Here is a 24,268-nt window from a genome sequence, read left to right on the forward strand (position 1 = left end):
TATTCTAACGCTTTTTTTATAATTTCCGAAAATAAAAAAACAATATAAAAATAAGTTTGGAGCGGAAAATGATAAAGAAGTCTTTAGCAATATTAATAGCTTTATTGTTAGTTTTTACAATATCATGTAAGAAACCTGCAGAAGGCAATATAGAAGATGATTATATCAATGAGATAGAAAAGGAATATCAAAACTCATCAAGCAATGATGTTGTTGTTGAAACTAATAATGGTGTTTCTAATAATAATACATCAGATAATATGTCATCTGCATTAGATAATAATTTTAATAATCAGCCTGTAAATAACAAGCCTAATCAAAATATAAATAAAACAGATAATAATACTTCATCGTCTTCTTCAGCAGCAGCACCTGCTAAGAAAAGACCATTGAAAGCTACTATATATAATTTTTATAGCCCTTGGACTTCTAATGATGATCCTTTGATGATTAGAGAAATAAGAGTTATGATAGCTAATAAAGAGTATACTCAGGCTCTAAATTATATAAATAAATTAGATTTTAATAATTTACCTGAAGATGTTGATGTAGGACATTTATATCAATTTAAGGGTATAGTTCATTATTTCCTTGCTAAAGAGGGAAAATCAAACAATACTGTAGCTAAAAATCATATTACTTTAGCTGATGAATGCTTTAAGAAAGTAGCAGGATTAACTTCTATAGAGAAATTTAAACCTCTTTCATTATTATGGAATGGTATGCTTTATCAAACTTATTCAAGTGATAAGAATGAACTTCAGGAAGCTATTGCTTTATTTGACAGAGTTATTACGGAATATCCTAGAACTAGATTTGCTAATGATGCAGTATTCTATAAGGCTGTAACTATGAAGAAATTAGGTATGCCTGAAAATGAATATAATGATCTTTTCCTTTCTATAAAAAGAGGCGGTTTTGTTGATACTTTAGTTTTCTCACAAGTAATAAACGATTATGTTCCTGCTAATGATTTAGTAGATAGAGAAATGTTAAAATAAATTTTCGCTTATTTTTGTTTTCAAAAAGTGATAATCTATATAAAAATAGACTATCACTTTTTTATTTTTATGATTATTTCTTATTACAGTTTTTCATCTTTAAGAAGATTATTAAATTGATTTCTTGAATAAACTGTTATTTTGTCATTGTATGAAACATAGCTTTTAGCACTATTACTTAAAGTTACAGGAACTATTAAAATACCGTTTTTAGCACCTGATTCATTAATCATCATTTGGAAATCTCTTATTAATAATTCTCCTATTTCAATTTTTTTCCATCTTTTGAAAGATATCAAAGTAGTATCTTTTTTATTACCTTTGGTATTGTATGTTATATAATTAACCTCATCACCATAATCACTTTTAGAAGCAGCATCCGTATATTCCTGTATTATAGAATATGATAATTTTGTGCGTATTAAATTCTGGCATAATTTTTTGAAGTCTATGATATTCATATTATAAATTTTATCTACTTTCTGTACAATCTTTAAACTCATTTCATTATTGCTTTTATCATCGTTTATTTTTAATTCATCTAATATTTTCTTAACATTTATATTATTTTGTATTGTTATAAGAGAACTCAAATAACTTATATCTATAAAAGAACCTTCCCATAAATCAACAGCTCTCTCCCAATTTTGAATATCTTCTTTTTCTACATACTTTTCATAATTATCATTTTTAGAATTATCTAATTTCATTAGATTTCTTAATTTGTTAAGCTGTTCTGTGGCTTTACTTATATCTGATAAATATTTTATTATAAGATCAAAATTATAAGTATTTAATTCAGGTAATTTTAAATCATTTATAATTTCAAATAATCTTTTGGATAAAGTTATGTCTCTTAAAAAATATGAGTAAAAAGAATAGTCTAATACTAAATCTGATATTTTTTTATTAGGGTTTGATATATTATATTTTTTATATAGATTATCATATAATTCTCTAAACTTTTCATTATCAAGAACTTTATACAATATATGCAAATAAATTCTATCTATATATAACGGATTATTAATATGCTTACTAATTATAATCTGCTCTATAAAACCTCTGGCTATATTTAATTCATCAGAAAGCATATACATAGATATCAAAGTTTGATTAATGTTATCTATATCTTTATCATTTTCTTTTGCTAATCTTTTTTGAAGTTCTTCTAAAAATACAATAGATTTTTTATAATCTTTTGTTTTAAAAAAACTAAAAGCAGCTGCTTTAAGATTGTCTGTATCAAATTCATTTTTATTTAGTATAGCCTTATTAAAATAATCGCATGCAAGTACATAATATCCTTCATTGCAAAGAGTAGTTCCTGTTTTAATATTACAAGGCATATTATTGGAATCTAATCTGGCAATTTTTATGGTATATTTAAAAGCTTCTTCATTTTTATCGAAATTCTCATAAAAGCTTTCAAGTTTTTGACATATCTCTAATTCCTCTTTTTCTTTAAAGAAAGAAACCTGCAGTAATTTTTCATACATTTTTAAGGCTTCTTCTATTTCGCCTATTTCTTCTTTAAGTTTTGCTAATTGATAAATAGATACATAATCTTTTTCATCTTCATTAATTTTTTTTGTCAATTCTTCTATTTGCTTTTTTACATATTTTGGCGATAAAGTTTTCTTGTTGTTAAGAATTTTCTTTATAAGAATAATAATTAAAATTAATAATACTATTGCTGATAATATAATATAAACCATTTTAACAAACCTTTTACTTATATTTATATACAATAAATATAATAAAAATTATATAATTTTTTTACATAAAATCAATTTTTTTATTATAAAAAAACTATAGACTAAAATATTTTTTTAGTATATTATATATCAACTAAATATATCAAATTAATAGGTTTTCAATATGGAAAAAAGGGAAGAAGATTTTAGTATTTCATTTATTACTATACTGATTATTTGTTCTTATATAGCTTGTCAAATGATATCAAATATAGCAAGTGTTAAAATAGCCAATGTTTTAAGTCTTGCCGTTGATGGAGGTACATTTTTGTATCCATTAGCTTTTACAATAAGGGATATGGCACATAAAACTATAGGTAAGAAAAATACCCAGAAACTTATAATAGTATCAGCAATTATTAATATTTTTTCTCCTATTTATTTCTATATAATATCTCAAATACCTGCAGATGCAAGCTGGGAGTTTAATGAGGCTTTTCAATTAACTTTAAGTCCTGTTTTAAGAATAGCAATAGCATCTATATTGGGTTCTACATTATCAGAGCTTGTTGATACAGAAATATATCATCTTTTTGTAACTAAGATAACAAAGAAACATCAATGGCTTAGGGTATTAGTAAGTAATGCTTTCAGTATACCTGTAGATAATTTAGTATTTGTTGCTATAGCATTCTGGGGAGCTTTGCCTTTCGATGCTTTGGTAGGAATATTTATATTTAATTTCATAGTAAAATATGCTGTTACAGTGATAAGTGTTCCTATGATATATTTAGTAAAAGATAAAAATTGATTTTAGAAAATAAATAAAGAGAGAGTTTAATTAATATGAGAGCTAGTATTAAATATTTGTCATCATATTTACCTGAAAATGTAATGACTAATTATGATTTAGAAAAGAAATTGGATACTAATAATGATTGGATAGTTTCAAGAACAGGAATAGAAGAGAGAAGAATAGCAGATAAAAAAGAAAGTACAGGAGATATGGCGGTTAAAGCTGTATCAAAATTAAAAGATAAAGGTGCTGTAATAGAAGATGCTGATGCTGTAATAGTTGCTACTTCTACAAAATCATATACTTTTCCTTCTACTGCTGGACTTGTTCAAAAGGCATTTAATATAAAAAATTCATGTCTTGCTTTTGATATATCTGCTGCTTGTTCAGGATATATATATGCTTTAAATACAGCTGCTTCACTTATAGAAAGCGGAGAATGTAAGAAGGTTTTAATAGTTGCTGCTGAAAAATGTTCTGATATACTTAATTGGGAAGATAGAACTACTGCTATATTATTTGGAGATGGGGTTAGCAGTGCTTTATTAGAAGCTTCTTCAGATGATTCTAAAGGCATTATTTCAACAGATATAGGTTCTGAATCTAATGATGAAATACTTATAGTAAAAGGCGGCGGAAGTGTTAATCCTATTACAGAGGAGAATGTTGAAGATAATACAAATACCATAAGTATGGCAGGTACTGAAGTTTTTAAAAAGGCTGTTAAGACTTTCGATGAAACTATTAATAAAACTGTTAAAAATGCTGATTTAGAGTTAAAAGATTTATCACTTATAATAACCCATCAGGCTAATACTAGAATAATGAATGCTGTTGCTAAAACTTTAGGTTTGAATGATGATAAATTTTATATTAATATACAAAAGTACGGCAATACATCTGCAGCAAGCGTAGGAATAGCATTTACAGAGGCTTTTGAATCTAATGCTATAAAAGAAGGTGATTATGTTCTTCTTACTGCTTTCGGAGCTGGTCTTACTTGGGGATCTACTTTAATTAAATTCTAATTAAGGAGGTATTTTATGACATTATATGAGTATTTATATTCTGGATTTGGTAAGGCAGAAGATTTGAATTGTGCTGAGAAAATGCTTTATGGAGCTAATAAGGTTTATGAGCTTGGTATAAATAGAAATGATTTGAAATTGGCGGCAGGTTTCGGTGGCGGTATGGCTGTTGGTATAACTTGCGGTATATTAACAGGCGGAATAATGGCTTTTGCTAAGGCTTTTATAGAAGATAGAGGACATGAGGGTACTCTATTAAAAGAAATAGAAGCAGAATATATAAATAAGTTTAATGAAAAAATGAACAGCATTAATTGCGATTATTTGGTAGAGCATTACAGAGATGAAGAAAAAGGATGCGATTATCTTATATTTGAAGCTGCTAAAATATTCGATGAATTAATGGAAAAATATAAAGACTATAGAAAAATATAATTAATTTATAAAGTTTTAAAAAGATAGAGTATTAAATAAACAATACTCACTTTTTAAAACTTAATATAAATACTTTTAAACAATATCACATATAGAATTGATAATATTTACTTTTTTCTTTCTCTTTCGCTTAAAGGTGCATATTTCGATTTATACATTATATCATTAGCAAGTACTATAAACTGCTCTTTAACCATTTCAGCAGCCTCTTTAGGAGTTTTTCCTGTAGATTTGATAGCTAAATCCTCATTGCCTATAACATAATGATCCTCTGCTATTTTAAGCATATAACCTTTCAGTGGTTTTTTAAAATGAAAATCATCTACATCGCTAAAATTTAATTCTATTTTTTGTTTTTGTGCCATTAATATATACCCGCCTTTTTTGCATAATCTTCATTAGTTAAACTAAATGTTTTTTGTGTGAATATAATATCATTGGTATTGAATGCATAAGGAACTTTTCCTTTTAAACCGCTCACACCATTTGATATAGCCTGATCTATAACTATGTATAATTCTTCAGCATGCTTTTTTTGATATTTCATGACATCGGCTATAACTATTTCATAAGCAGTTTGTCTGGTAGGTGCTCCTGTATCTCCTATTATATAATAAGAAGCCCCATTCAAAGTATCTATCCATAAATAATTTCCATCCATATCGTAAATCTCAAAATCTATATTAACTTTTTGAGACCAGAAAGACATAGCAGATTCAGCATACATTACTCCATCTACTTTATCAGCAAGCAATGCTAAAGTTTCTTCGCTTAATCTATTAGTTGCAAGTGTACCTGTTGCAGCAACATAATCAGCCCCCAATATAGAGTGATGAGGAAGATTAGCAAATTCTTTATTTCCTATAGCTTCCTGCAAAGTTACAAGCTTAACCATTTCATTTTGAGAATTAAAATTACTAATGAAACTGTTTAATACAAAATCAGTATATATCTCAGTATTTAAATATTTTAATCTATCCCAATACTCATTAGTCATGCTCTTTGGAAAAGTAAAAGAAGCAACAGCAATAGTTCTATTTTTGTCTATTATATCATCTACTCTTACATAAGAATATTTTGATGCACATGATATTGTAATAAATAAAGACAATATTAATATAAAAAGAAAATTGATTTTATTATTCATTCAATATATTTTCCTTTATTACGTATATTATTATTCTGCTGATGCTGTTTCTTTTATTTCTTCTTCAGCTTTTGAATTTTTCTTATTTTTTCTGTATTCTATTACCTGATTGATAGTAGATCTTACAGCATAATCTTTATCTGTAGAAGCTAGTAGATTTAAAGACCTATCAACTCTAGCATCATCATAATCTTTTAAAGCCTCAACAGCAGCCATTCTTACCCATTTATTTTTACTTGATAAGCTATCGAGTATAGAATTCAAAAGAGTCTTAGCATTCATTCTTCCAGCCACTTTAAGACCTTCTATCTGAACCTGCAAATCAGTATCTGATATAGCCCTTTTTATTCTGTCAATAGCTTCAGGATTATTTGCATCTAATTTTCCAAGTCCTAAAACTGCCAAACATCTCACATTAAAATCAGGATCTTCTACACTAGCACGAAGAAAATCACTGTATGCTATATCCGCCTCTATTTTTCCAAGTACCCATATAGCTTCAGCACGTACCTCTCTTCCTCCGTTTTGTGCTGCATTAAGTACTTCTAATACAGTTTCTTCATCATCAGGATTTTTTGCAAGTTTCTGCTCTGCTTTATGTACATCTTCGATTCTTCTTAATGTAACATCTTTAGCAGAGCATGAAATAATAAGCATAGAACTTACTGCAAATATGAAAAGTATAATATTTTTCTTCATATTAAAATTTTTATAACCATTTACTCTTTAATTTATTAATTTCTTCTTTAGCTTTTTCTATATTTTCTATAGAACCTTGAGCAAAAGTATCTTTTCCGCCTCCGCGTCCTCCAGCAGCAGCAATAATATCTTTTATTATATTATTTGCAGATAATTTCTTCTCTTTTAAAGCATTACCTGTTATCTGTACTAATATAGAGTTGGAAGAATCAGTTTTACTTATCATTACAGCAATACTGTCTTTTACTCTCTCTTTTATAGTATCAGCATAAAGTCTAACTTCTTTAATATCTTCATTAAACTCTAAATTATAGAATTTAATTCCTTTCAAATCTTCAAAATTATCCATAAATGAAACAGCAGAAGCACCTGAAGTTTTAAGCTGTTTAATTTCTTTTTGAAGTTTTTTCACTTCATTTTGAAGACTTTCAGCTCTTACAGTAAGCTCATCTGTTTTTGAAGCATTAAGTATATGTGCTAAATTCTTAACTTTGCTGAATAATTTACTAGCTTCATTAGCAGCTTTTAATCCTGTGATAGCCTCTATTCTTCTTACACCGCTAGCTACAGAACCTTCACTCACTATATGGAAATAACCAACTTCTGATGTATTTGTCAAATGGCTTCCTCCGCAAAGCTCTACTGAAAAACCATTTCCTATATCAAGTATTCTTACAGTATCGGGATATTTTTCTCCAAATAAAGCCTTAGCACCGCAAGCAATAGCCTCTTCTTTAGGCATATATTTTATTACAGCAGGCATTGATTTAAATACTACTTCATTAACCTGATTTTCTATACTTATTAATGTATCTTCTGAAATTGAATCAGGGTGTGTGAAATCGAATCTTAAATATTCATCATTTACAAAACTTCCAGCCTGATTAACATGGCTTCCTAATGTAAGCTCTAATACCTTTTGAAGTATATGTGTAGCTGTATGATTTTTTCTTATAGCACATCTTCTGTCGAAATTAACGAATAATTTTATTTCTTCACCTACACTTAAAGAATTACTGCTGCAGTCTGCTATATGTATAATAGTATTTTCTTTCTTTTGAGTATCTATTATTTTTATCATTTCTTTTTTGCTGTTTTCTATATATCCATTATCTCCAATCTGTCCGCCCATTTCTCCATAGAAAGGTGAAACATCTGTGATAATAACAGCATTTGAAGATGATGTTTTATCTTTTTTGGCATTATCTTCATATACAGCAACTATTTTTGCATTTACGCCGTTTATTAAATTATCAGTTTCTTCTCCGACATATTTAGTTTCATAATTTTCAACATATCCGAATTTTGATCTTTTATCTTCTCCAGCTCCTCTGCTTCTTTTCTTCTGTTCTTCCATAGCCTCTTCAAATCCAGCCTTATCAACTGTAAATCCATGATCGGCTGCTTCTTCTTCTGTTATGTCTATAGGAAGTCCGTAAGTATCAAATAGCATGAAAGCATCTTTACCTGATATTACTTTGCTTTCTTTATTTTCTTCCATTACAGCATAAAGTTTATTCATACCTGCTGATATTGTATTTATGAATTTATTTTCTTCATCTTTTAATATTCTTTTTACATTTTCTTCTTCTTTAGGAAGATAATCATATATTTCTTTATATACATTAACTACAGATGATGTAATTTCATTTAAGAAAGAACCTTTATGTCCTAAATCGCTTGCAGTTTTTAAAGCTCTTCTTAAAAGTCTTCTAAGTACATAGCCTCTTCCCTCATTAGAAGGAGTACAGCCTTCGGATATTACGAATACTAATGCTCTTAAGTGATCTGCTATTAAATTGATTTTAGTTTTATTTTTATCATCATATTTAACATTCAATTTTTTAGCTATAGCATCAACTATAGGCTTCATTACATCAGTTTGATAATTGCTTTCTACACCTTGAGTAATATAGCATAATCTTTCAAGTCCCATTCCTGTATCTATACCAACATTAGGAAGAGGAGATAAATTGCCTTCAGTATCTTGGAAAAATTCATTAAATACCAAATTCCAGAACTCTAAATATCTTTCGCAATCGCATCCAACAAAACAATCAGGCTTTCCGCATCCTTTCTCTTCACCCATATCAATATAAAGCTCACTGCAAGGTCCGCAAGCTCCTGAATCTCCAGCAGGTCCCCAGAAATTATCTTTCTTTCCAAGTCTTACAATCTTCTCTTTTGGTACACCTATATGCTCATTCCAAATTTTAAAAGCATCATCGTCTTTTTCATAAATAGAAACATATATTCTTTCAATAGGAAGTTTAATAACTTGAGTAGAAAATTCCCAAGCAAATTCTATAGCTTCTTTTTTGAAATAATCACCCATAAAACAGAAATTACCAAACATCTCAAAGAATGTATGGTGTCTTGCTGTTTTTCCTATATTTTCTAAGTCAGAAAGTCTGAAACATTTTTGTATAGTAGCCACTCTTGAATAAGGTGCTTTTTTTATACCGGCATAATAAGGTTTGAATTGCAGCATTCCCGCTGTTGTAAATAATAGGCTAGGGTCATCTATTGGTATAAGAGATGATGATTTCTCTATAGCATGCTTTTTACTTTTAAAAAACTCTTTAAATTTTTCTCTCAATTCTAAATGTGTCATGATAAACTACTCCTATTTTTTAAGAACATTTATATATATGAAAATTTAAATTTTAATTGTCAAATAATATATTTCATTAATAATATATTAAATCAATTATGAATGCAAGTACAAAATATAAAAATAGTTAACATAATTAATATAAAGTATTTAACATAAAAAAAGAATTGCAAGCATTTGCCTGCAATTCCTTTCTATTAACTTTTTATTAAAGCACTATTCTATAATTATAACATAAGTCATTCTTGCTCGTTTTATAGTTATTGTAAAGGACTTATCATTACCATAAGATTTTACAAAGTTGTCATAATCATCAGTATTTGATATTGTTATGCCATTGATAGCTTTTATAACATCTCCAGGTCTAAGTCCGTATTGATATGCTTTTGAGTTCTGAGTCATATTAAGAACTACAACTCCTCTCTCATTGCTTCTTATCTGAAGTCTTTGAGATATTTCAGGAGTGATATTAGAAACATCTAATCCCATCCAAGAACGAGTGCTACCTTGTGAGTTATTCTGAGATTGTCTTGTAGGAACAACTTCCTCATCTTCAACTCTAGCTTCTATAGTAATTTTAGTGCTTCTTTCTCTTCCGTTTCTTAAATATTTAACATTAACCTCTTTTCCCACTTTAGTAGTAGCTACTTTATTGAATAAATCACCTGATTTAGTCATTTTTTCGCCGTCATACTCTATTATAATATCTCCGTCCTGTAAACCGCCTTTTGCAGCAGGTGAATCAGGTATAACTTCACTTACATAAACACCGCTATTTTGCTTAACATTCAAACCTCTTGAAAGATTTTCATCAATATCTTGTAAATATATACCTAAATATCCTCTTGTAACTCTTCCATTTTCTTTTAAGTCAGTCATTACTGAAGTAGCAAGATTAATAGGTGTAGCAAATCCTATACCTATGCTTCCGCCTGAAGTGGAATATATTAATGTATTTATTCCTATAACCTGACCATGAATATTGAATAAAGGTCCTCCAGAGTTACCAGGGTTTATAGCAACATCAGTTTGTATATATCTTTGATATTTATTAGCACCAACATCGCTTCTTCCTTTAGCACTTACAATACCGAAAGTAACTGTATTATTAAGTCCATAAGGGTTTCCTATAGCAATAGCGAATTCTCCAGGCTCTATAGCATCACTATCACCTAAAGCAACATAAGGAAAAGTTCTATTATTTGCTTCTATTTTTAATAATGCTAAATCATAAGCTTCATCATATCCTATTAATTGTGCAGGAAGTTCTCCATCTTCTCCATAAAGTGTAATCATAATTTTAGTAGCACCTTTCACAACATGGTAATTAGAAAGTACATATCCTTCTTCATTAATGATAAAACCGCTTCCTAAAGATTTCTGACTTCTTTTTTGTCTAGGCATTTGATCGCCAAAGAAGAATCTAAAGAATTCATCTGCATATCTGTCTTCTTCAGTTTGTCCTGCTTCTATTTCTGTAGATATATTAACCACAGCAGGCATATTTTTATCAACTACATCTCTTATAGCATTTTCAACAGCCAAAGCTCCATCTAATGAACCTGTAAAAGCTGTTTTTTCAGGTGCAGCTTGTGCATGAACCAAGAACTCGTCTTTTTTATAATTTTTTTCATAAGAAAATATGAAAAATGAAATGATTATACCAACCAAAGTAAATGTAAGCCCAAGGTTTAAAAAGAACATAAATGAACGTTTTTTTTGCTCCATATACTCATAACCTCCAGTTTAATGTATTTTTCGGACTAAAATTTTAATAATTTGCCACAACTTTATTATAGTAAAAAATATTAATTTTTAAATAAAAATTATAATAAAAAATAAAATTGAAAAAACTATATGAAGATTATTACCTCATTATCCTGTAAAATTAAGAAATTTATATTATTTATATAATGTTATTCTGACAATTATTATCGTTTTAGTACATTTAATATATAATATAAACCTATCAAAAAAAACAAAGTAAAAAACTATTTATAATTATTATGTTTGTAAAAATTTCAGGCTGGCCCTTAGGTCTTGTATTCCACCTAGGATGAACCCAAAGCCAATTTTCAGGATATTTTGATATTATTTCTTCTAATTTTTTTGTATATCTTTGAACATTATGTTTTATAGTTTCTTCTTTAGTTTCTTTTTCTTCTATGTACATTATATCATGTATAATGATTTTATGATGACCGTATCTATCAGGCAAACTATAAAGTATAGCCATTGGAGAACCTGTTTTCATAGCAATGGCAACAGGACCAACTGCAGTTGCAGCCGGATATCCGAAAAAGTCAACAAAAACACCATCTAGATAATTTTGATCGCATAAAAAGGCAACAGGACCATTATTATTTAAAACATGAAATATCTCTCTTAAATCTCCTTTTTTTGGTATACATTTCATACCTCTTTTTTCTCTCCAAGAACGCATATAAGTATCTAATTTTGGATTATCAAGAGGTCTGAATATTACACCGGGATGATATTTTTTTATAGCAAAATAAAAAGCTATATATTCCCAATTTCCTATATGACCTGTAATAGCTATGATTCCTCTTTTTTTCTTATTCATAGCTTCATCAAATTTGTCCTGGCCTTCTATTTTTATCCTCTTTAATATTTGCTCATCTGACATTCTTGATGATTTAATAAATTCGGCAAAAGTCATCATCATAGATTTCATAGATCTTTTAGCTATTACTTTTCTTTCATGAAAACTTTTTTCAGGAAATGCCTGTTTTAAATTAATAAGCGCTACTTTTCTTGCACTTGGTACAAGATAGTACATTAAAGTACCTATAAGTTTAGCAAATAATATAACAAATATATAAGGCATAAATGCCATGATTTCCATCAATATACGAAGCGGAATATATTCAAGCATTATAACCTTTGGTGATTTATAAGCCAAAATAACCTCTCTATACTTACTGTTTTAAATTTTCATCTTCTGATTCAGACTCTGTGAACAAATCTTCATCTTCTAATGATTCATTAAATCCGTCATCTCCCAATACAATTTCATTTGGATCAGTTATGTTATTATCTGAATTTTCAGCATTTGATTCTTCAGTTTCAGATATTTGATTTTCATCATTTTCTACATTGTTTTCAGTGTTCTCATTTTCTGTACCAGTATTATTTTCAGCATTAACATTTTCTAAAGTATTATTAGATGCTTCTGTATTTTCGATAGTTTCCTGTTTTTGAGCGATGCTTATATCTTGCTCTTCGTTGTCATCGCCTTCTATAAGAATTCCTGCACCTGATAACTCACCTTGTGTGATTAAATAATTAAGTCCGGATATAAAATAATAAGCTTCTGTTAACGCTTTCATCACATTATATCCCTGTATTCTTTTTTTACCTTTTCCTATTTCTGCTGAGAAAGTTAATATGTCATTAGGGTTTTCTATTATTCTTTCTCTCTCTTCTTTATCCAATAATAATTTATCTAATTTTCTTTTAAAAGGTGTTATTATTGATACATAGGTGTTTCTTAAGTTTTTAGCTAAATATGAACGCTGACCGTTTTTATCTGAAAGCATAGAAACTCTCTGTTCAAAACGCATAGTTTTATCTTCTTCTACTTTATTTATTGTTTTACAAAGCTCACTGTATTCATTTAATCTCGAATTAGTATCTGATAAAGATAAGAATATATTATTAAAATCATTTTTATAGTCTGTTCTTACCTGATTATCATAAACTAAATTATATCTTACTTTATTAGAAACGAATACCGCAGAATACTCTCTGTCTAAAAAGTCTATTAATACTTTAATTCTATATATTTTGTCTTTTATAGGAACAATGAAAAAAGGATCTGCTTCATATTCTATATTGTTGTCAGATTTTTTGAATGATACGCATTTATCTATAAGTTTTACACCTATAGATTCTACTTTACTCAATTTTTCTTCTTCATTGTCTTTTTGCTTTCCTATATTTTCTTTTGCCTGCTGTATTTTAGTTTCTTGTAATTTTTCTTTTTCTTTTCTTATTTTTGTATAATATCCTAATATATCTTCATCAGTGATATTTAAATAGCGGTTAAAATCATTTATAGTTTCTAATGGTTCTTTTGATGCATACTGTAAAAGAGTGAATAGTTTAGGGTAATATTTTCCATATATCAAATCTACAGCTCTTTTAAAAGCAGATATTCTAGAGTTTACAATTCCTTTGCTTATATTATCAACCATAGCATATGCAAACATAGCTTTTTCACCTGCTAATTTTATTCTTGAAGAATAAGCATGAAGTACATAAAGCGGTCTGAACATAGCTTTGATTTCTTTTACATAGCTTTCAGCCATAACGGTGCTGTTTAATTCTTTATATGGTCTTAAAAAATCTTTATAAACGCCTTCATTATATTGATCTTTTATTCTTTCTAATAACTCTAAATCATCTAAAGTTTTAGCAAATTGAGAAATTACTTTTTGATGTTTTGCTTTTGCATCTATATCAGAGGCTTCACTTGGATTTAAAGCATTAAAAATTAAAGTGTCCATTTCTAATAGGGCAGCTATAACATTTTTATCTATAAAGTTTAAGAATTTAGGATTAACATTTCCGCCCATCAATGTGATTACACCAGAACTTAAAGCATTGAACCATAATTTGATATTGAAAAATAATCCGGTATTTTTTTTATTTTGAACACTTACAGCAGAAGAAGATTTATTATTTTTGCTGTCATTTTTGGTATTGGCAGAACTAGAACCTTTAGAACCTCTACCGCCATTTCCACCTACTACTGCATTTTGTCCTTTTTTTGATGATCCTACAAGAACATTATTATCCTTTTTCTTATCTGGTACTACTTCACCGCCGGCATCTACGAATTTATTAAATAGATCTTTTCTAGCATCTTTATTAAGTTCATCTAGCTTTAATCTATCTCTAGTGTTATCTATATCTCCCATAAATGAAACTCCCTAAATAAATTAATTGTTTTTATGTATTATAGTAGCACTACCTTGATTCTCCGCCATTATAGTCATACTTGATATTTGTACATGACTTTTTCTAGTTAATGCATACTCTATATTATCGGCTATATCTTCAGCATATAAAGGATTAAATCCTTTGTATACATTGTCAGCTTTCTCTTTATCGCCTTTAAATCTTACTGTAGAAAATTCTGTATTAACTGCGCCTGGTTTTATATTTGTTATTTTTACAGGTTTGTCTATTAATTCTATTCTCAAACTGTCTCCAAACATTTCTACAAAAGATTTAGTAGCACAATATATTGCACCTCCACTATAAGCTTCATCAGCAGCTGTGGATGATAGATTTACTATATGTCCATATTTGCTTTTTAATATATATGGAAGTAAAAGTCTTGTTAATACTATTAATCCTTCACAATTAACTCTAATCATTTGTAGAGAATCTTCTATAGGATTATTATAATAAAAATCTTTACCCAAAGCTAAACCAGCATTATTTATGAGTATATCTATTTTTTTATCTTCATCACTAAGAGAATCTATAGCCTTTACTATATCTTCAGGTTTTGAAAAATCTAATTTTATAACTGTTACTTTTACATTATGATTTTTTTCTAATTCATTTTTTAAAGTTTCAAGTTTCTCTATTCTTCTTGCAGCTAAGATAAGATTAACTCCATTAGAAGCAAGCATTTTAGCTACAGCTTCTCCAATACCGGCACTTGCTCCTGATACAAATGCAGTTCTTCCTTTAATATTTTCTACATACATAATTATTCCTTATTATTGCTAATAAAAATTATTTTCTTAGAGGTTCTGTCAAGTAAACTTGCCAGAAAGAAAATAATTTTTATAATTAGCTTTTTAATATTTTTCACCTATATTTTTTAATTATTGCTAATAAAAATTATTTTCTTAGAGGTTTTGTCAAGTAAACTTGCCAGAAGAAAATAATTTTTATAATTAGCTTTTTAATATTTTTCACCTATATTTTTAATTATTGCTAATAAAAATTATTTTCTTAGAGGTTCTGTCAAGTAAACTTGCTAGAGGAAAATAATTTTTATGATTAGCTTTTTAATATTTTTTCACCTATATTTTTTAATTATTGCTAATAAAAATTATTTTCTTAAAGGCTAGTCAGTCAAGTAAACTTGCTAGAGGAAAATAATTTTTATGATTAGCTTTTTAATATTTTTTACTATTATTCTCTATTACCAATTATTGATAGATTATATATAATAAATTAGATATAAAAATCATTATTAATAAGTTTCTACCATTCCTGCAACATCTTGAGCTGTGTATTGCATACCAACTTCATTAAGATATTTTGTAATTAATGCATCTACCTGTTTTTTTAATCCTTTAGAATAAAGCTCCATAACCACAGTACAATTCTGCTTAGAATCCCATTTAGTTTCTACAACAGAAGCTCCTCTTATTCTTCCTGCCACTCTTTCCTGTATAACATATTCATCTATCATGCCTTTTTCAGTAGAGCTTAAAGATTCTATATAAGAACCTACTATTCTTGCTACAATTTTATTTTTAGCATCTAATTCTGCTGCTTGTTTTGATGTTAATTCCCTTCTGAATTTATCATCTATATCTATATCTTCTGCTGGTGAACCCATTCCCATTACTCTGAATGTGTCATCATTAATCCAGCCTTCTGGTCTTTCTCTGCTTACTCCACTTCCGCATGAAATAACGAATAGTGAAACCATTGATGTCATAATAAATAATTTTATAAATTTATTCATATTTAATCCTTTCTAGTTTGTTGTAGTATTATATATTTTGAATACTATATTGCAATACCATAATAAAAATAATTTTATTAGTATATTTTAAATATAATAAAAAATATAGCAAATTTTAATTACTTTTATAATTATCGATTATTATTAATTTTTATTTTACAAAAAAATAAGGACTCCTTAATAGGAGTCCTTTTAATTTCATAATTTTAATGATTATTTATAAGTTCTTACCATTCCTGCAACATCTTGAGCAGTATATTGCATACCAACCTCATTAAGATATTGAGTTACTAAATTATCCATCTGTTTTTTAAGGTTTTTTGAATATAGTTCCATTACTATAGTGCAATTTTGTTTAGAGTCCCATTTGCTTTCTATAACAGAAGTACCTCTTATTCTTCCTGCCACTCTTTCCTGTATAACATATTCATCTATCATACCTTTTTCAGTAGAACTTAAAGATTCTATATAAGAACCTACAATTTTTGCAGCGATTTTATTTTTGGCATCTAATTCAGCTGCTTGTTTTGCTACTACTTCTCTTCTGAATTTATCGTCTATATCATCTGATGGGGATCCCATTCCCATTACTCTGAATGTGTCATCATTAATCCAGCCTTCTGGTTGGCTTCTGCTTACACCAGTTCCGCATGATACTGCAAATAATAGTAGAGAAATAGAAATTGCTACATTAAATATTTTTCTTATCATATATTTTCAACCTCCTAATAAAATAATATGTAAGTTTATATGGATTATATACCTTTAATAGTATATTGCAACATCTTTTATAATATTTTTTATATTATAATTGACATAAAATAAACATTATATATAATTATTAATCGAAGTTATTTTTAAATCATAAAGGAACAAAAAATGAAATTAAAACATACAATCAATTTCATTAAAAAACATACTGTAGCAGTATTTGTAAAAGTAGAGAAAGAGCAGCTTAAAGTATGCTCATTTAATGAAGAATACATAAAGTTATTTAATAGTTTGGTAAAAGATAAATATTATAATACTTCTACTCCATTTGCATTCGCATTTGCAAGCAATACAAGAGTTATTTATATTACATATAAAGAAGTAAAAAATTATATGTATGAGACTTGGAAGAATGCCGGTGCTTCATTAGTAAAAATAATGAAAGATTTACATATAGATGATATAGAAGTGGATATGGCTGAATTATTCGCTGAAATAGCTTCCGAAGAATCATATATTCAGTTTTGTTTAGGTATATTGCTTTCTTCTTATAGTTTTGATAATTATTTAGGCAATAAAAGATTAAAAGAACAATCTAACATTAAGAATATACTTTTAGTTTCTGAACATAAAAAAGATACTGAAAATGCTATATCTAAGGCCAATCAGATAGCAAGCAGCATATTTTGGGCAAGAGATATGGTTAATGAGCCTAGCAATGTTATAAATTCATTGACATTTGTTGACAGAGCTAAAAAACAGGCTGAAAGCAGAAAAATAACTACTACGGTTCTTACTGAAAAAGAATTAAAAACTCTTGGTATGAATGGAATATTAGGAGTTAATGCTGGAAGTAAGAATCCTCCTAGAGTTTTTATTGCTCAATATAAGAAAGCTAAGGCTAAAAAACATATTTTATTGGTAGGAAAAGGTATTACTTTTGATACAGGCGGAATGGTTTTAAAGCCTAGTACAAGTATGCTTGGTATGAAAGACGATATGGCTGGAGCTGCTGCTGTTTGCGGAGCTTTATTCTTAATATCTGATATGAATTTGGAAGCAAATGTTACTGTAATATGTCCTTTAACTGATAATAAAACAGGAAGTGCAGCTATAAATCCGGGTGATATATTAAAAATGTATAATGGTGTTACTGTAGAGGTAGTTAATACAGATGCTGAAGGAAGATTAATACTTGCTGATGCTTTGGCTTATGGAATAAAAAAATACAATCCTGATTTTGTAATAGATATTGCTACTTTAACAGGAGCTTGTTCAATAGCTTTAGGAAGACATGCTTCAGGACTTCTTTCTAATGATGAAGCTTTATCTGCTGCTTTAAAAGAGGCAGGCAATGATACTTATGAGAGAGTATGGGAACTTCCTATGTTTGATGAATATAAAGAAGATATAAGATCTGATATTGCTGATATAAAAAATTCAGGCGGAAGATATGCTGGAGTTATAACAGCAGCACAATTCTTATCATACTTTACAGAAGGGGCAAGATGGGCTCATTTGGATATAGCAGGTACTGATATGAGCGATGTAAATGTAAAATATATATCTAAAGGTGCTACAGGAGTAGGAGTGTATTTGCTTGCTAAAACAGTAGAAAAACTTGTTGATATAGATAAATTTTAATTGGTAAATATTAATTAATTTTTTAATAGTTATAAGAATAATCATAGTGTTTTTATAAAATGCTATGATTATTTTTTATCTATAACAATATTTTTTATTAGTATTTTTAATTATTCTATATTTAAATATTATCTTTTAAATAAATGTAAAAAAATGAAATTAGTTTTTAGTTTAAACTTGAAATTATTTGTGTAAAATGTTATAATAAATTTTCAAATTAGATAAAAATGGGAGTGTATATGCCTTCAGGAAGAAAAAGACTTCGTCAAAAGATGGCTACGCATAAACGTAAAAAACGTTTACGCAAAAATAGGCATAAGAAAAAGTAATATAATATAACATTATACATATTAATGTTTTTCATCTCTTGGAATTTATATTTTTAATGGGAAAATAATATGGCAAGCAATGTAAAAACTGTCATAGAGGTATGCGTAGGACTTCATTGCTCTATGAAAGGGGCTTATGGTCTTTTAGAAGCTATTCGTTCCCATTATGATTTAGAAATAGGAGTACCGTCATCTGATGGTATGCTCCTTAAAGAGATGGAGTGTATGCATAATTGCCATAATGCCGTACCTGTCCTTATTAATGGTATGGAATGTACAAAATCGTCTTTTAAAAGTATTATTAAGTATATAGAAGCTATACATGTAAGAAAAAGATGAAGAAATTTGTACTGCATAGTGAAAATAATATAGAAAATATTCAGTCATATAGAGATCATTTCGGAGAATATTTAGCAGTTCAAAAAATAGGTAATTCTTTTTTTGAAGATTTAAAAGAATATCCTTTGTTTAAAAGAGATATTACTCAAACTTCTATATATCAATTATTAACTGACGGAAATATTAAAGAGGATTATATTTTAGTCAATGCCGCTTCATTTGATTATTTGGTTTTCAAAGATAAATTTCTATTAAAAAATAATCCGCATCTTATATTAGACGGTTCTGTCTTTATAGCCAAAATTTTAAATATTAAAAGAATAGATATAATATTAAAAGATTATTATTTAGAAGAAAGAGATATTTTATTAAAAGCCATAGTTGAAGCGGAAGATGCTAATTTTGTAGCTGATATAGAAATAAATATATATGATGAATATGGTTACTATAATAAATATAATATCAGAATCACACCTTCTTTTTTAGAAAATAAAAAATACATATTCGATTTGGAAACTATATCACAGATTGCATATTTGGCTCATATCGGAGGATTTACTTTCAAAGATTATGGAAATGGAGAGTATAAAGGAAGTAATATACTTTCTATTACAGGAGATATTATTAATCCTAATCTATATGAATTTGAAATGTATACCCCATTAAGAAATATTGTTAAAGCTGCCGGCGGAACGGTAAAAGAATATACTATAAAATGTGTATTTACTAATGGTTTTTTGAACCCTCCTATTGATTTTGAAACTTTCCAGAAAATGACTTTAGATTATGAATGTTTTGACAGTCTTAATATGAAGATGGGAAATGGAGGTATATGTTTCATACAAGAGGATAGATGTATAATAAGGGTTGTAGTAAAAATAATTCAGTTTGGTAAAAGCATATCATGTGGAAAATGTTCTCCTTGTCATTATGGATTCGATTTATGCGAATATTATATCAATAGAATGCTTTTAGGAAATTCAAATTTTGATGATTATTCTAATTTGAAAGAAGCTGTTGAAATGATTAAAATAGGGGCTTCATGTTTATATATAAGAAGTCTTGCTAACTGTATATTATCTGCTATGGAAATGTTTAGAGATGAGTTTGTATATTTGATAGAAAATAAGATAACATTATATAGTTTTTTAAAAAGTTAAAAATCTTTTTTATATTAGAGGTTTTATTTAATGATAGTAAAATTTAATGTTGATGGAAAGACGGTATCATCTCAGAAAGGATATACTATACTTCAGGCACTGTCATACATCAATATAGATATACCTCATTTATGCTCATATAAAATAAATAGTACAAATACTTTTGAAGAGAAAAACAATATTCTAAGATGCAAATTATGTTTGGTAAAAGTAAAGAAAAAAAATGAAAATGATTATTCTTATAAATACGCCTGTAATGAAATAGTAGAAAATGGAATGAGTGTTTTAAATGAGCATGATGATGATATTATAAGATATAGAACTTCTTTATTAAAGGCTATGCTTTATATGCATGAGCCTATATGCGAAAGCTGTAAGGCTGATTATATATGCAGATTAAAAAAGTATTTAGATATTTATAATATTTCAATAGAAGCATCTCCAAATGCATTTGATGAAAATGATATTAACTTGATAGAATTAAAAAACATACTAGAAAAAATGAATCTTCCTAACTTTATAAATGCAAATTTTGAAAGATGTATTAATTGCGGTATATGCGAAGATTATAAAGTTATAGACGGATATAATTCTATGATAACAGATTTATGTCCTACTCATGTATTTGAAGTTCAAAGAGATATAGATAATAAAATCAATGATGATATAAGTACAGTAAGAAGCATAGAAAGTTTTTGTATAGGATGCAATCATCTATGCGATGCCAAATATAGTTATATTGATTATAGTATAAAAGATATATCATCTCCAAATGGTAAAAAATACGGAATATGTGATTATGGAAGAAAACTTGATTATTATTCAAATAATACCTTAGAAAAGCCTTTTTATAGCGGTATGCAGTATGAATTTGATGAGGCTAAAGAATTGTATCATAAATTTATTAATGATATTGAGGCAGAATCTACTTTGGCTTTAAACTCCAGCATGTATCCTATTGAAGATATTAAGGCTTTCAATGAATTTATTGATTCTTTGGGAATACAAAATCTAATATTCAAAAAAAATAGAATGGCCACTAATTCAAAAAATATTAGAGATAATTATACAAATATTAATGATTTTTCTATAAGAGATTTAAAGCAGGATATAAAGCATTCTATATTTGACGATAATTACATATATAATGAGAAATTTAAAAAATTTATTATAGTAGGCGACTCATTAGATGATAGTGATAATATGATTGATTTTGCCAAGAAAAATAAGGGTAATTATATAGTATTTAGTCCGAATTTTTCTGTTTTGGCTTATAATGCTTATTTAAGTTTTCCTATATCATATCTTGGTGAGTTTGAGGGGCATTATATAGATAATCATGGCAAGGTTAAAGAGATGCAGTCTTTTTTAAAAGTTAGTAAAAATCGTATGAGTTTGAGAGAATTGTTAAAATATTTGTATTTATAATGATTTTGTATATACTAGAATATATGGAGCTTATATATTATTTTTTTTATTATTGCTAATACAAAGCGAGTTTATTTATAAGCAATAAAAAACTATAAACGAGCAGCTGATAACTGACGAAGGAAGTTGTCAGCTAATGTATAGCGAGTTTATTTATAAACAATAAAGGAGAGTTATTTATGCCAAAAACAAGAGCTGAGATACTCCACAATAGTAATAAAAAATATGATATCATCATTATAGGCGGCGGAGTTATGGGTGCTACTATAGCATTAAAGGCTTCCAGAGTAGGACTTTCCGTACTTTTGCTTGATAAGCATGATTTTGCTTTCGGTTCTTCTTCCAGAACTTCTAAAATGCTTTCAGGCGGATTTAATGATATGAATAGTAAAAATCTAATGTATACAATTCATAGGGTAAGAGAAAGAAATAACCTTATGTATAAGGCTTCGTCTGAACATTTTGGCATTATCAATCCTATATATGAGCATAGCAGTACAGGTCTTTTAAGAGAAGAAATAAAAATGATGTTATATGATATGTTTTCTCTTTTTGGTAAGGGTAAAAAGCATAAATCACATAGCAGAAATGAAACATTAGATGCCTTGCCTGATTTGATAAATAATGATGTTATAGCATCTGTAGAATATTATGAAGGTTTACTAGATGATTCTAGATATGTTATAGAGCTTCTTTTGAAGGCTGAAGAGTTCGGGGCAGATATATTAAATTACTGTGAAGTTAAGGCTTTTGAATATAATCAGAAAGAAATAGAGAATGTAGTTTTTACTGATCATATCTCAGGAAGAGTATATACAGCAAGTGCTAAAACTATATTAATAGCTGCAGGAGCTTGGGGACATAGTATAAGTTCTCTTCTTCCTAATGGAAATTTTGAAGACAGACTTGTTTATGTTAAGGGCAGTCATTTAATCATAGATAGCGATTTGATTCATATAAATAAATCAGTTATTCTACCTAAGATAAAATCAAGACCTAATGTATTTTTAATGCGTTGGAAGAACAATACTATCATAGGTCCTACAATCAAAAAAAATACTCATGATTTAGATTGTATATATACTACAAGCGATGAAGCTGAATATTTGCTTGATATATATAATACTTATTTCAGTTCTATTGTTAATAAAAATCATATAATAACTACACAATCTGGAATGATGCCTCTTAATCCTTCACAGGTTAAAATACATTCTCATCCTCAATACAGACTATTTTTAGTTGAAGGAGGAAACTTTACAACTTCTTCTGCTGTTACTATGAAAACATTAGTAAAAATGTATGGCAAGCCTTATAAATGGTTCAGTAATCAGAAAGTTGTTAATAATAAATTCGATAAAAATGCAGAATTAGTTTTGAATGAAGATTTAGTTAAATTCCTTATAGATTATTTCGGTTCTGTTAATTTGATTCTAAAATTGAATGAGCTTTGCAAAAATGATTCATCTCTTTTAGTGGAAGTTGGGCTTGATTATAGAATCAATAGAGGACTCATAAAATATTTTGTAGAAGTAGAGCATGCTATGCATTTAGATGATATTATGATGAGAAGATTAAGATTCATATTAACAGAGAATGACTGCGGTACTTTAATATCAGAGCATATAGCAGAGGAAATGGCCAATATACTTAAATGGGATAAAAGCAGAACTGAATGGGAGATAAAAAGATACAGAACAGAGATTAAAAGGGCAAGAGTAGCTTTATTTTAATTTAACTTTTTTGTACTAAATCTTTGAAGCCTCTCAATATATTAAGTCCTGTATTTCCGCTTTTTTCAGGGTGAAACTGTATCCCGTATACATTTTCATTTTTTACTATGGCTGGTATTTGAACATCATATTCACTGTCAGCTATTATGCTTTCATCGCAATCCTTGCCATAGTATGAATGTACAAAATAAACATATTCCATATTATTAATATATTTAAATAGTTTATCTTCTTTTTTTATATTGAGATTATTCCAGCCCATATGAGGCACTTTCAAATCTTTATTTTTTAAATCTTTTTCTATAGGGCATATATTTCCTTTTATAAGTCCAAGTCCGTTATACTCACCATATTCATAGCTCTTATCAAAAAGCATTTGCATACCCAAGCATATACCCAAAATTAATTTTCCTTTTTTAGCTTCTTCTATAATAGTATTTTTTAATGTTCCGTCTTTTCTTCTTTCAAGTTTTGCCAATGCATCTCTGAAAGCTCCTACTCCCGGCAGTATCAAAGCATCGGCTTCTTTTATAGTTTTTTCATCATCTGTAAGTTTAGCATCTATTCCTACATACTTTAATGATGACATAAGAGAGAATAAATTTCCTACTTCATAATCTATTATAGCTGTCATAAAAAAATCCTATTAATTTATTGAAGTTATTATACTAAAATAAAACATAAAAGTCAAAGTATAGGGGTGGGCGGGCGGGCTGAATAAATTAAAAAATATTAATTATATGCCTTTTATAAAAAGAACAAAAAATC

The 24,268-nt window shown here is 28.0% G+C and carries 20 protein-coding genes and 1 pseudogene; 9 read left to right on the plus strand and 12 right to left on the minus strand.

All coding sequences use genetic code 11. The features are described from left to right. Positions 1–68: 68 nt before the first annotated feature. Positions 69–1,001, plus strand: a complete 933-nt coding sequence (locus BINT_RS01785; RefSeq protein ID WP_014486850.1) for a tetratricopeptide repeat protein — start codon at positions 69–71, stop codon at positions 999–1,001. A gap of 83 nt (positions 1,002–1,084) precedes the next feature. On the opposite strand, the gene BINT_RS01790 is transcribed toward BINT_RS01785, so the two are convergent. Further along, complete coding sequence (locus tag BINT_RS01790; protein WP_014486851.1) at positions 1,085–2,719, minus strand: tetratricopeptide repeat protein; 1,635 nt, start codon at positions 2,717–2,719, stop codon at positions 1,085–1,087. Positions 2,720–2,882: 163 nt separating this feature from the next. Here BINT_RS01790 and BINT_RS01795 point away from each other — a divergent pair, with 163 nt between their 5' ends. From BINT_RS01795 to BINT_RS01805, 3 genes are read left to right on the plus strand one after another with little or no spacing between them, the layout of a single operon-like run. Further along, positions 2,883–3,509 (plus strand): queuosine precursor transporter, encoded by a 627-nt coding sequence (locus BINT_RS01795; protein WP_041177168.1) that lies wholly within the window; start codon positions 2,883–2,885, stop codon positions 3,507–3,509. 35 nt (positions 3,510–3,544) lie between these two features. After that, positions 3,545–4,522, plus strand: coding sequence for a beta-ketoacyl-ACP synthase III (locus BINT_RS01800; RefSeq protein ID WP_014486853.1), 978 nt, complete (start codon positions 3,545–3,547; stop codon positions 4,520–4,522). A 15-nt stretch (positions 4,523–4,537) separates the two neighbouring features. Further along, complete coding sequence (locus BINT_RS01805; RefSeq protein WP_014486854.1) at positions 4,538–4,957, plus strand: C-GCAxxG-C-C family (seleno)protein; 420 nt, start codon at positions 4,538–4,540, stop codon at positions 4,955–4,957. Between the two features lie 107 nt (positions 4,958–5,064). Here BINT_RS01805 and BINT_RS01810 read toward each other — a convergent pair whose 3' ends face one another. From BINT_RS01810 to BINT_RS01855, 10 genes and pseudogenes are all read right to left on the minus strand, one after another. After that, positions 5,065–5,322 (minus strand): hypothetical protein, encoded by a 258-nt coding sequence (locus BINT_RS01810; RefSeq protein WP_014486855.1) that lies wholly within the window; start codon positions 5,320–5,322, stop codon positions 5,065–5,067. Next, on the minus strand, positions 5,322–6,104 hold the full coding sequence (locus BINT_RS01815) for a hypothetical protein (protein WP_014486856.1): 783 nt from the start codon (positions 6,102–6,104) through the stop codon (positions 5,322–5,324). The genes BINT_RS01810 and BINT_RS01815 overlap by 1 nt, the downstream gene beginning before the upstream one ends. 30 nt (positions 6,105–6,134) lie before the next feature. Continuing rightward, complete coding sequence (locus tag BINT_RS01820; protein ID WP_014486857.1) at positions 6,135–6,803, minus strand: HEAT repeat domain-containing protein; 669 nt, start codon at positions 6,801–6,803, stop codon at positions 6,135–6,137. Between the two features lie 10 nt (positions 6,804–6,813). Continuing rightward, the gene (gene alaS, locus BINT_RS01825) at positions 6,814–9,417 is read right to left on the minus strand and encodes an alanine--tRNA ligase (RefSeq protein WP_014486858.1); all 2,604 of its coding nucleotides are present in this window, start codon (positions 9,415–9,417) and stop codon (positions 6,814–6,816) included. 216 nt (positions 9,418–9,633) lie between these two features. Next, a complete protein-coding gene (locus tag BINT_RS01830; protein ID WP_041177169.1) occupies positions 9,634–11,145 on the minus strand; it encodes a DegQ family serine endoprotease in 1,512 nt (503 codons plus the stop codon). A 263-nt stretch (positions 11,146–11,408) separates the two neighbouring features. Next, positions 11,409–12,340 (minus strand): annotated as a pseudogene (locus BINT_RS01835) (lysophospholipid acyltransferase family protein). A gap of 16 nt (positions 12,341–12,356) precedes the next feature. Continuing rightward, complete coding sequence (locus BINT_RS01840; protein ID WP_014486861.1) at positions 12,357–14,360, minus strand: hypothetical protein; 2,004 nt, start codon at positions 14,358–14,360, stop codon at positions 12,357–12,359. A gap of 21 nt (positions 14,361–14,381) precedes the next feature. Continuing rightward, entirely contained in the window at positions 14,382–15,161 is a 780-nt protein-coding gene (locus BINT_RS01845; RefSeq protein WP_014486862.1) for an SDR family NAD(P)-dependent oxidoreductase, read from the minus strand. 494 nt (positions 15,162–15,655) lie between these two features. Beyond that, positions 15,656–16,156 (minus strand): hypothetical protein, encoded by a 501-nt coding sequence (locus BINT_RS01850; protein ID WP_014486863.1) that lies wholly within the window; start codon positions 16,154–16,156, stop codon positions 15,656–15,658. A 213-nt stretch (positions 16,157–16,369) separates the two neighbouring features. Continuing rightward, positions 16,370–16,867 (minus strand): hypothetical protein, encoded by a 498-nt coding sequence (locus tag BINT_RS01855; protein ID WP_014486864.1) that lies wholly within the window; start codon positions 16,865–16,867, stop codon positions 16,370–16,372. Between the two features lie 168 nt (positions 16,868–17,035). Here BINT_RS01855 and BINT_RS01860 point away from each other — a divergent pair, with 168 nt between their 5' ends. From BINT_RS01860 to BINT_RS01880, 5 genes are all read left to right on the plus strand, one after another. After that, positions 17,036–18,511, plus strand: a complete 1,476-nt coding sequence (locus BINT_RS01860) for a leucyl aminopeptidase family protein (RefSeq protein WP_014486865.1) — start codon at positions 17,036–17,038, stop codon at positions 18,509–18,511. 398 nt (positions 18,512–18,909) lie between these two features. Then, positions 18,910–19,179, plus strand: a complete 270-nt coding sequence (locus BINT_RS01865; protein ID WP_014486866.1) for an NAD(P)H-dependent oxidoreductase subunit E — start codon at positions 18,910–18,912, stop codon at positions 19,177–19,179. Then, positions 19,176–20,339 (plus strand): NADH-ubiquinone oxidoreductase-F iron-sulfur binding region domain-containing protein, encoded by a 1,164-nt coding sequence (locus tag BINT_RS01870; RefSeq protein ID WP_014486867.1) that lies wholly within the window; start codon positions 19,176–19,178, stop codon positions 20,337–20,339. The genes BINT_RS01865 and BINT_RS01870 overlap by 4 nt, the downstream gene beginning before the upstream one ends. A gap of 30 nt (positions 20,340–20,369) precedes the next feature. Continuing rightward, positions 20,370–21,767 carry a 2Fe-2S iron-sulfur cluster-binding protein gene (locus BINT_RS01875; RefSeq protein WP_014486868.1) on the plus strand — a complete coding sequence of 466 codons (1,398 nt, stop codon included), beginning with the start codon at positions 20,370–20,372 and terminating at the stop codon, positions 21,765–21,767. A gap of 179 nt (positions 21,768–21,946) precedes the next feature. Further along, positions 21,947–23,500 carry an FAD-dependent oxidoreductase gene (locus BINT_RS01880; protein WP_014486869.1) on the plus strand — a complete coding sequence of 518 codons (1,554 nt, stop codon included), beginning with the start codon at positions 21,947–21,949 and terminating at the stop codon, positions 23,498–23,500. A gap of 1 nt (position 23,501) precedes the next feature. Here BINT_RS01880 and hisH read toward each other — a convergent pair whose 3' ends face one another. Further along, positions 23,502–24,134, minus strand: a complete 633-nt coding sequence (gene hisH, locus BINT_RS01885; protein ID WP_014486870.1) for an imidazole glycerol phosphate synthase subunit HisH — start codon at positions 24,132–24,134, stop codon at positions 23,502–23,504. Between the last annotated feature and the right edge of the window lie 134 nt (positions 24,135–24,268).

Origin of the sequence: Brachyspira intermedia PWS/A, assembly GCF_000223215.1 — a bacterium.
GTDB lineage: Bacteria > Spirochaetota > Brachyspiria > Brachyspirales > Brachyspiraceae > Brachyspira > Brachyspira intermedia.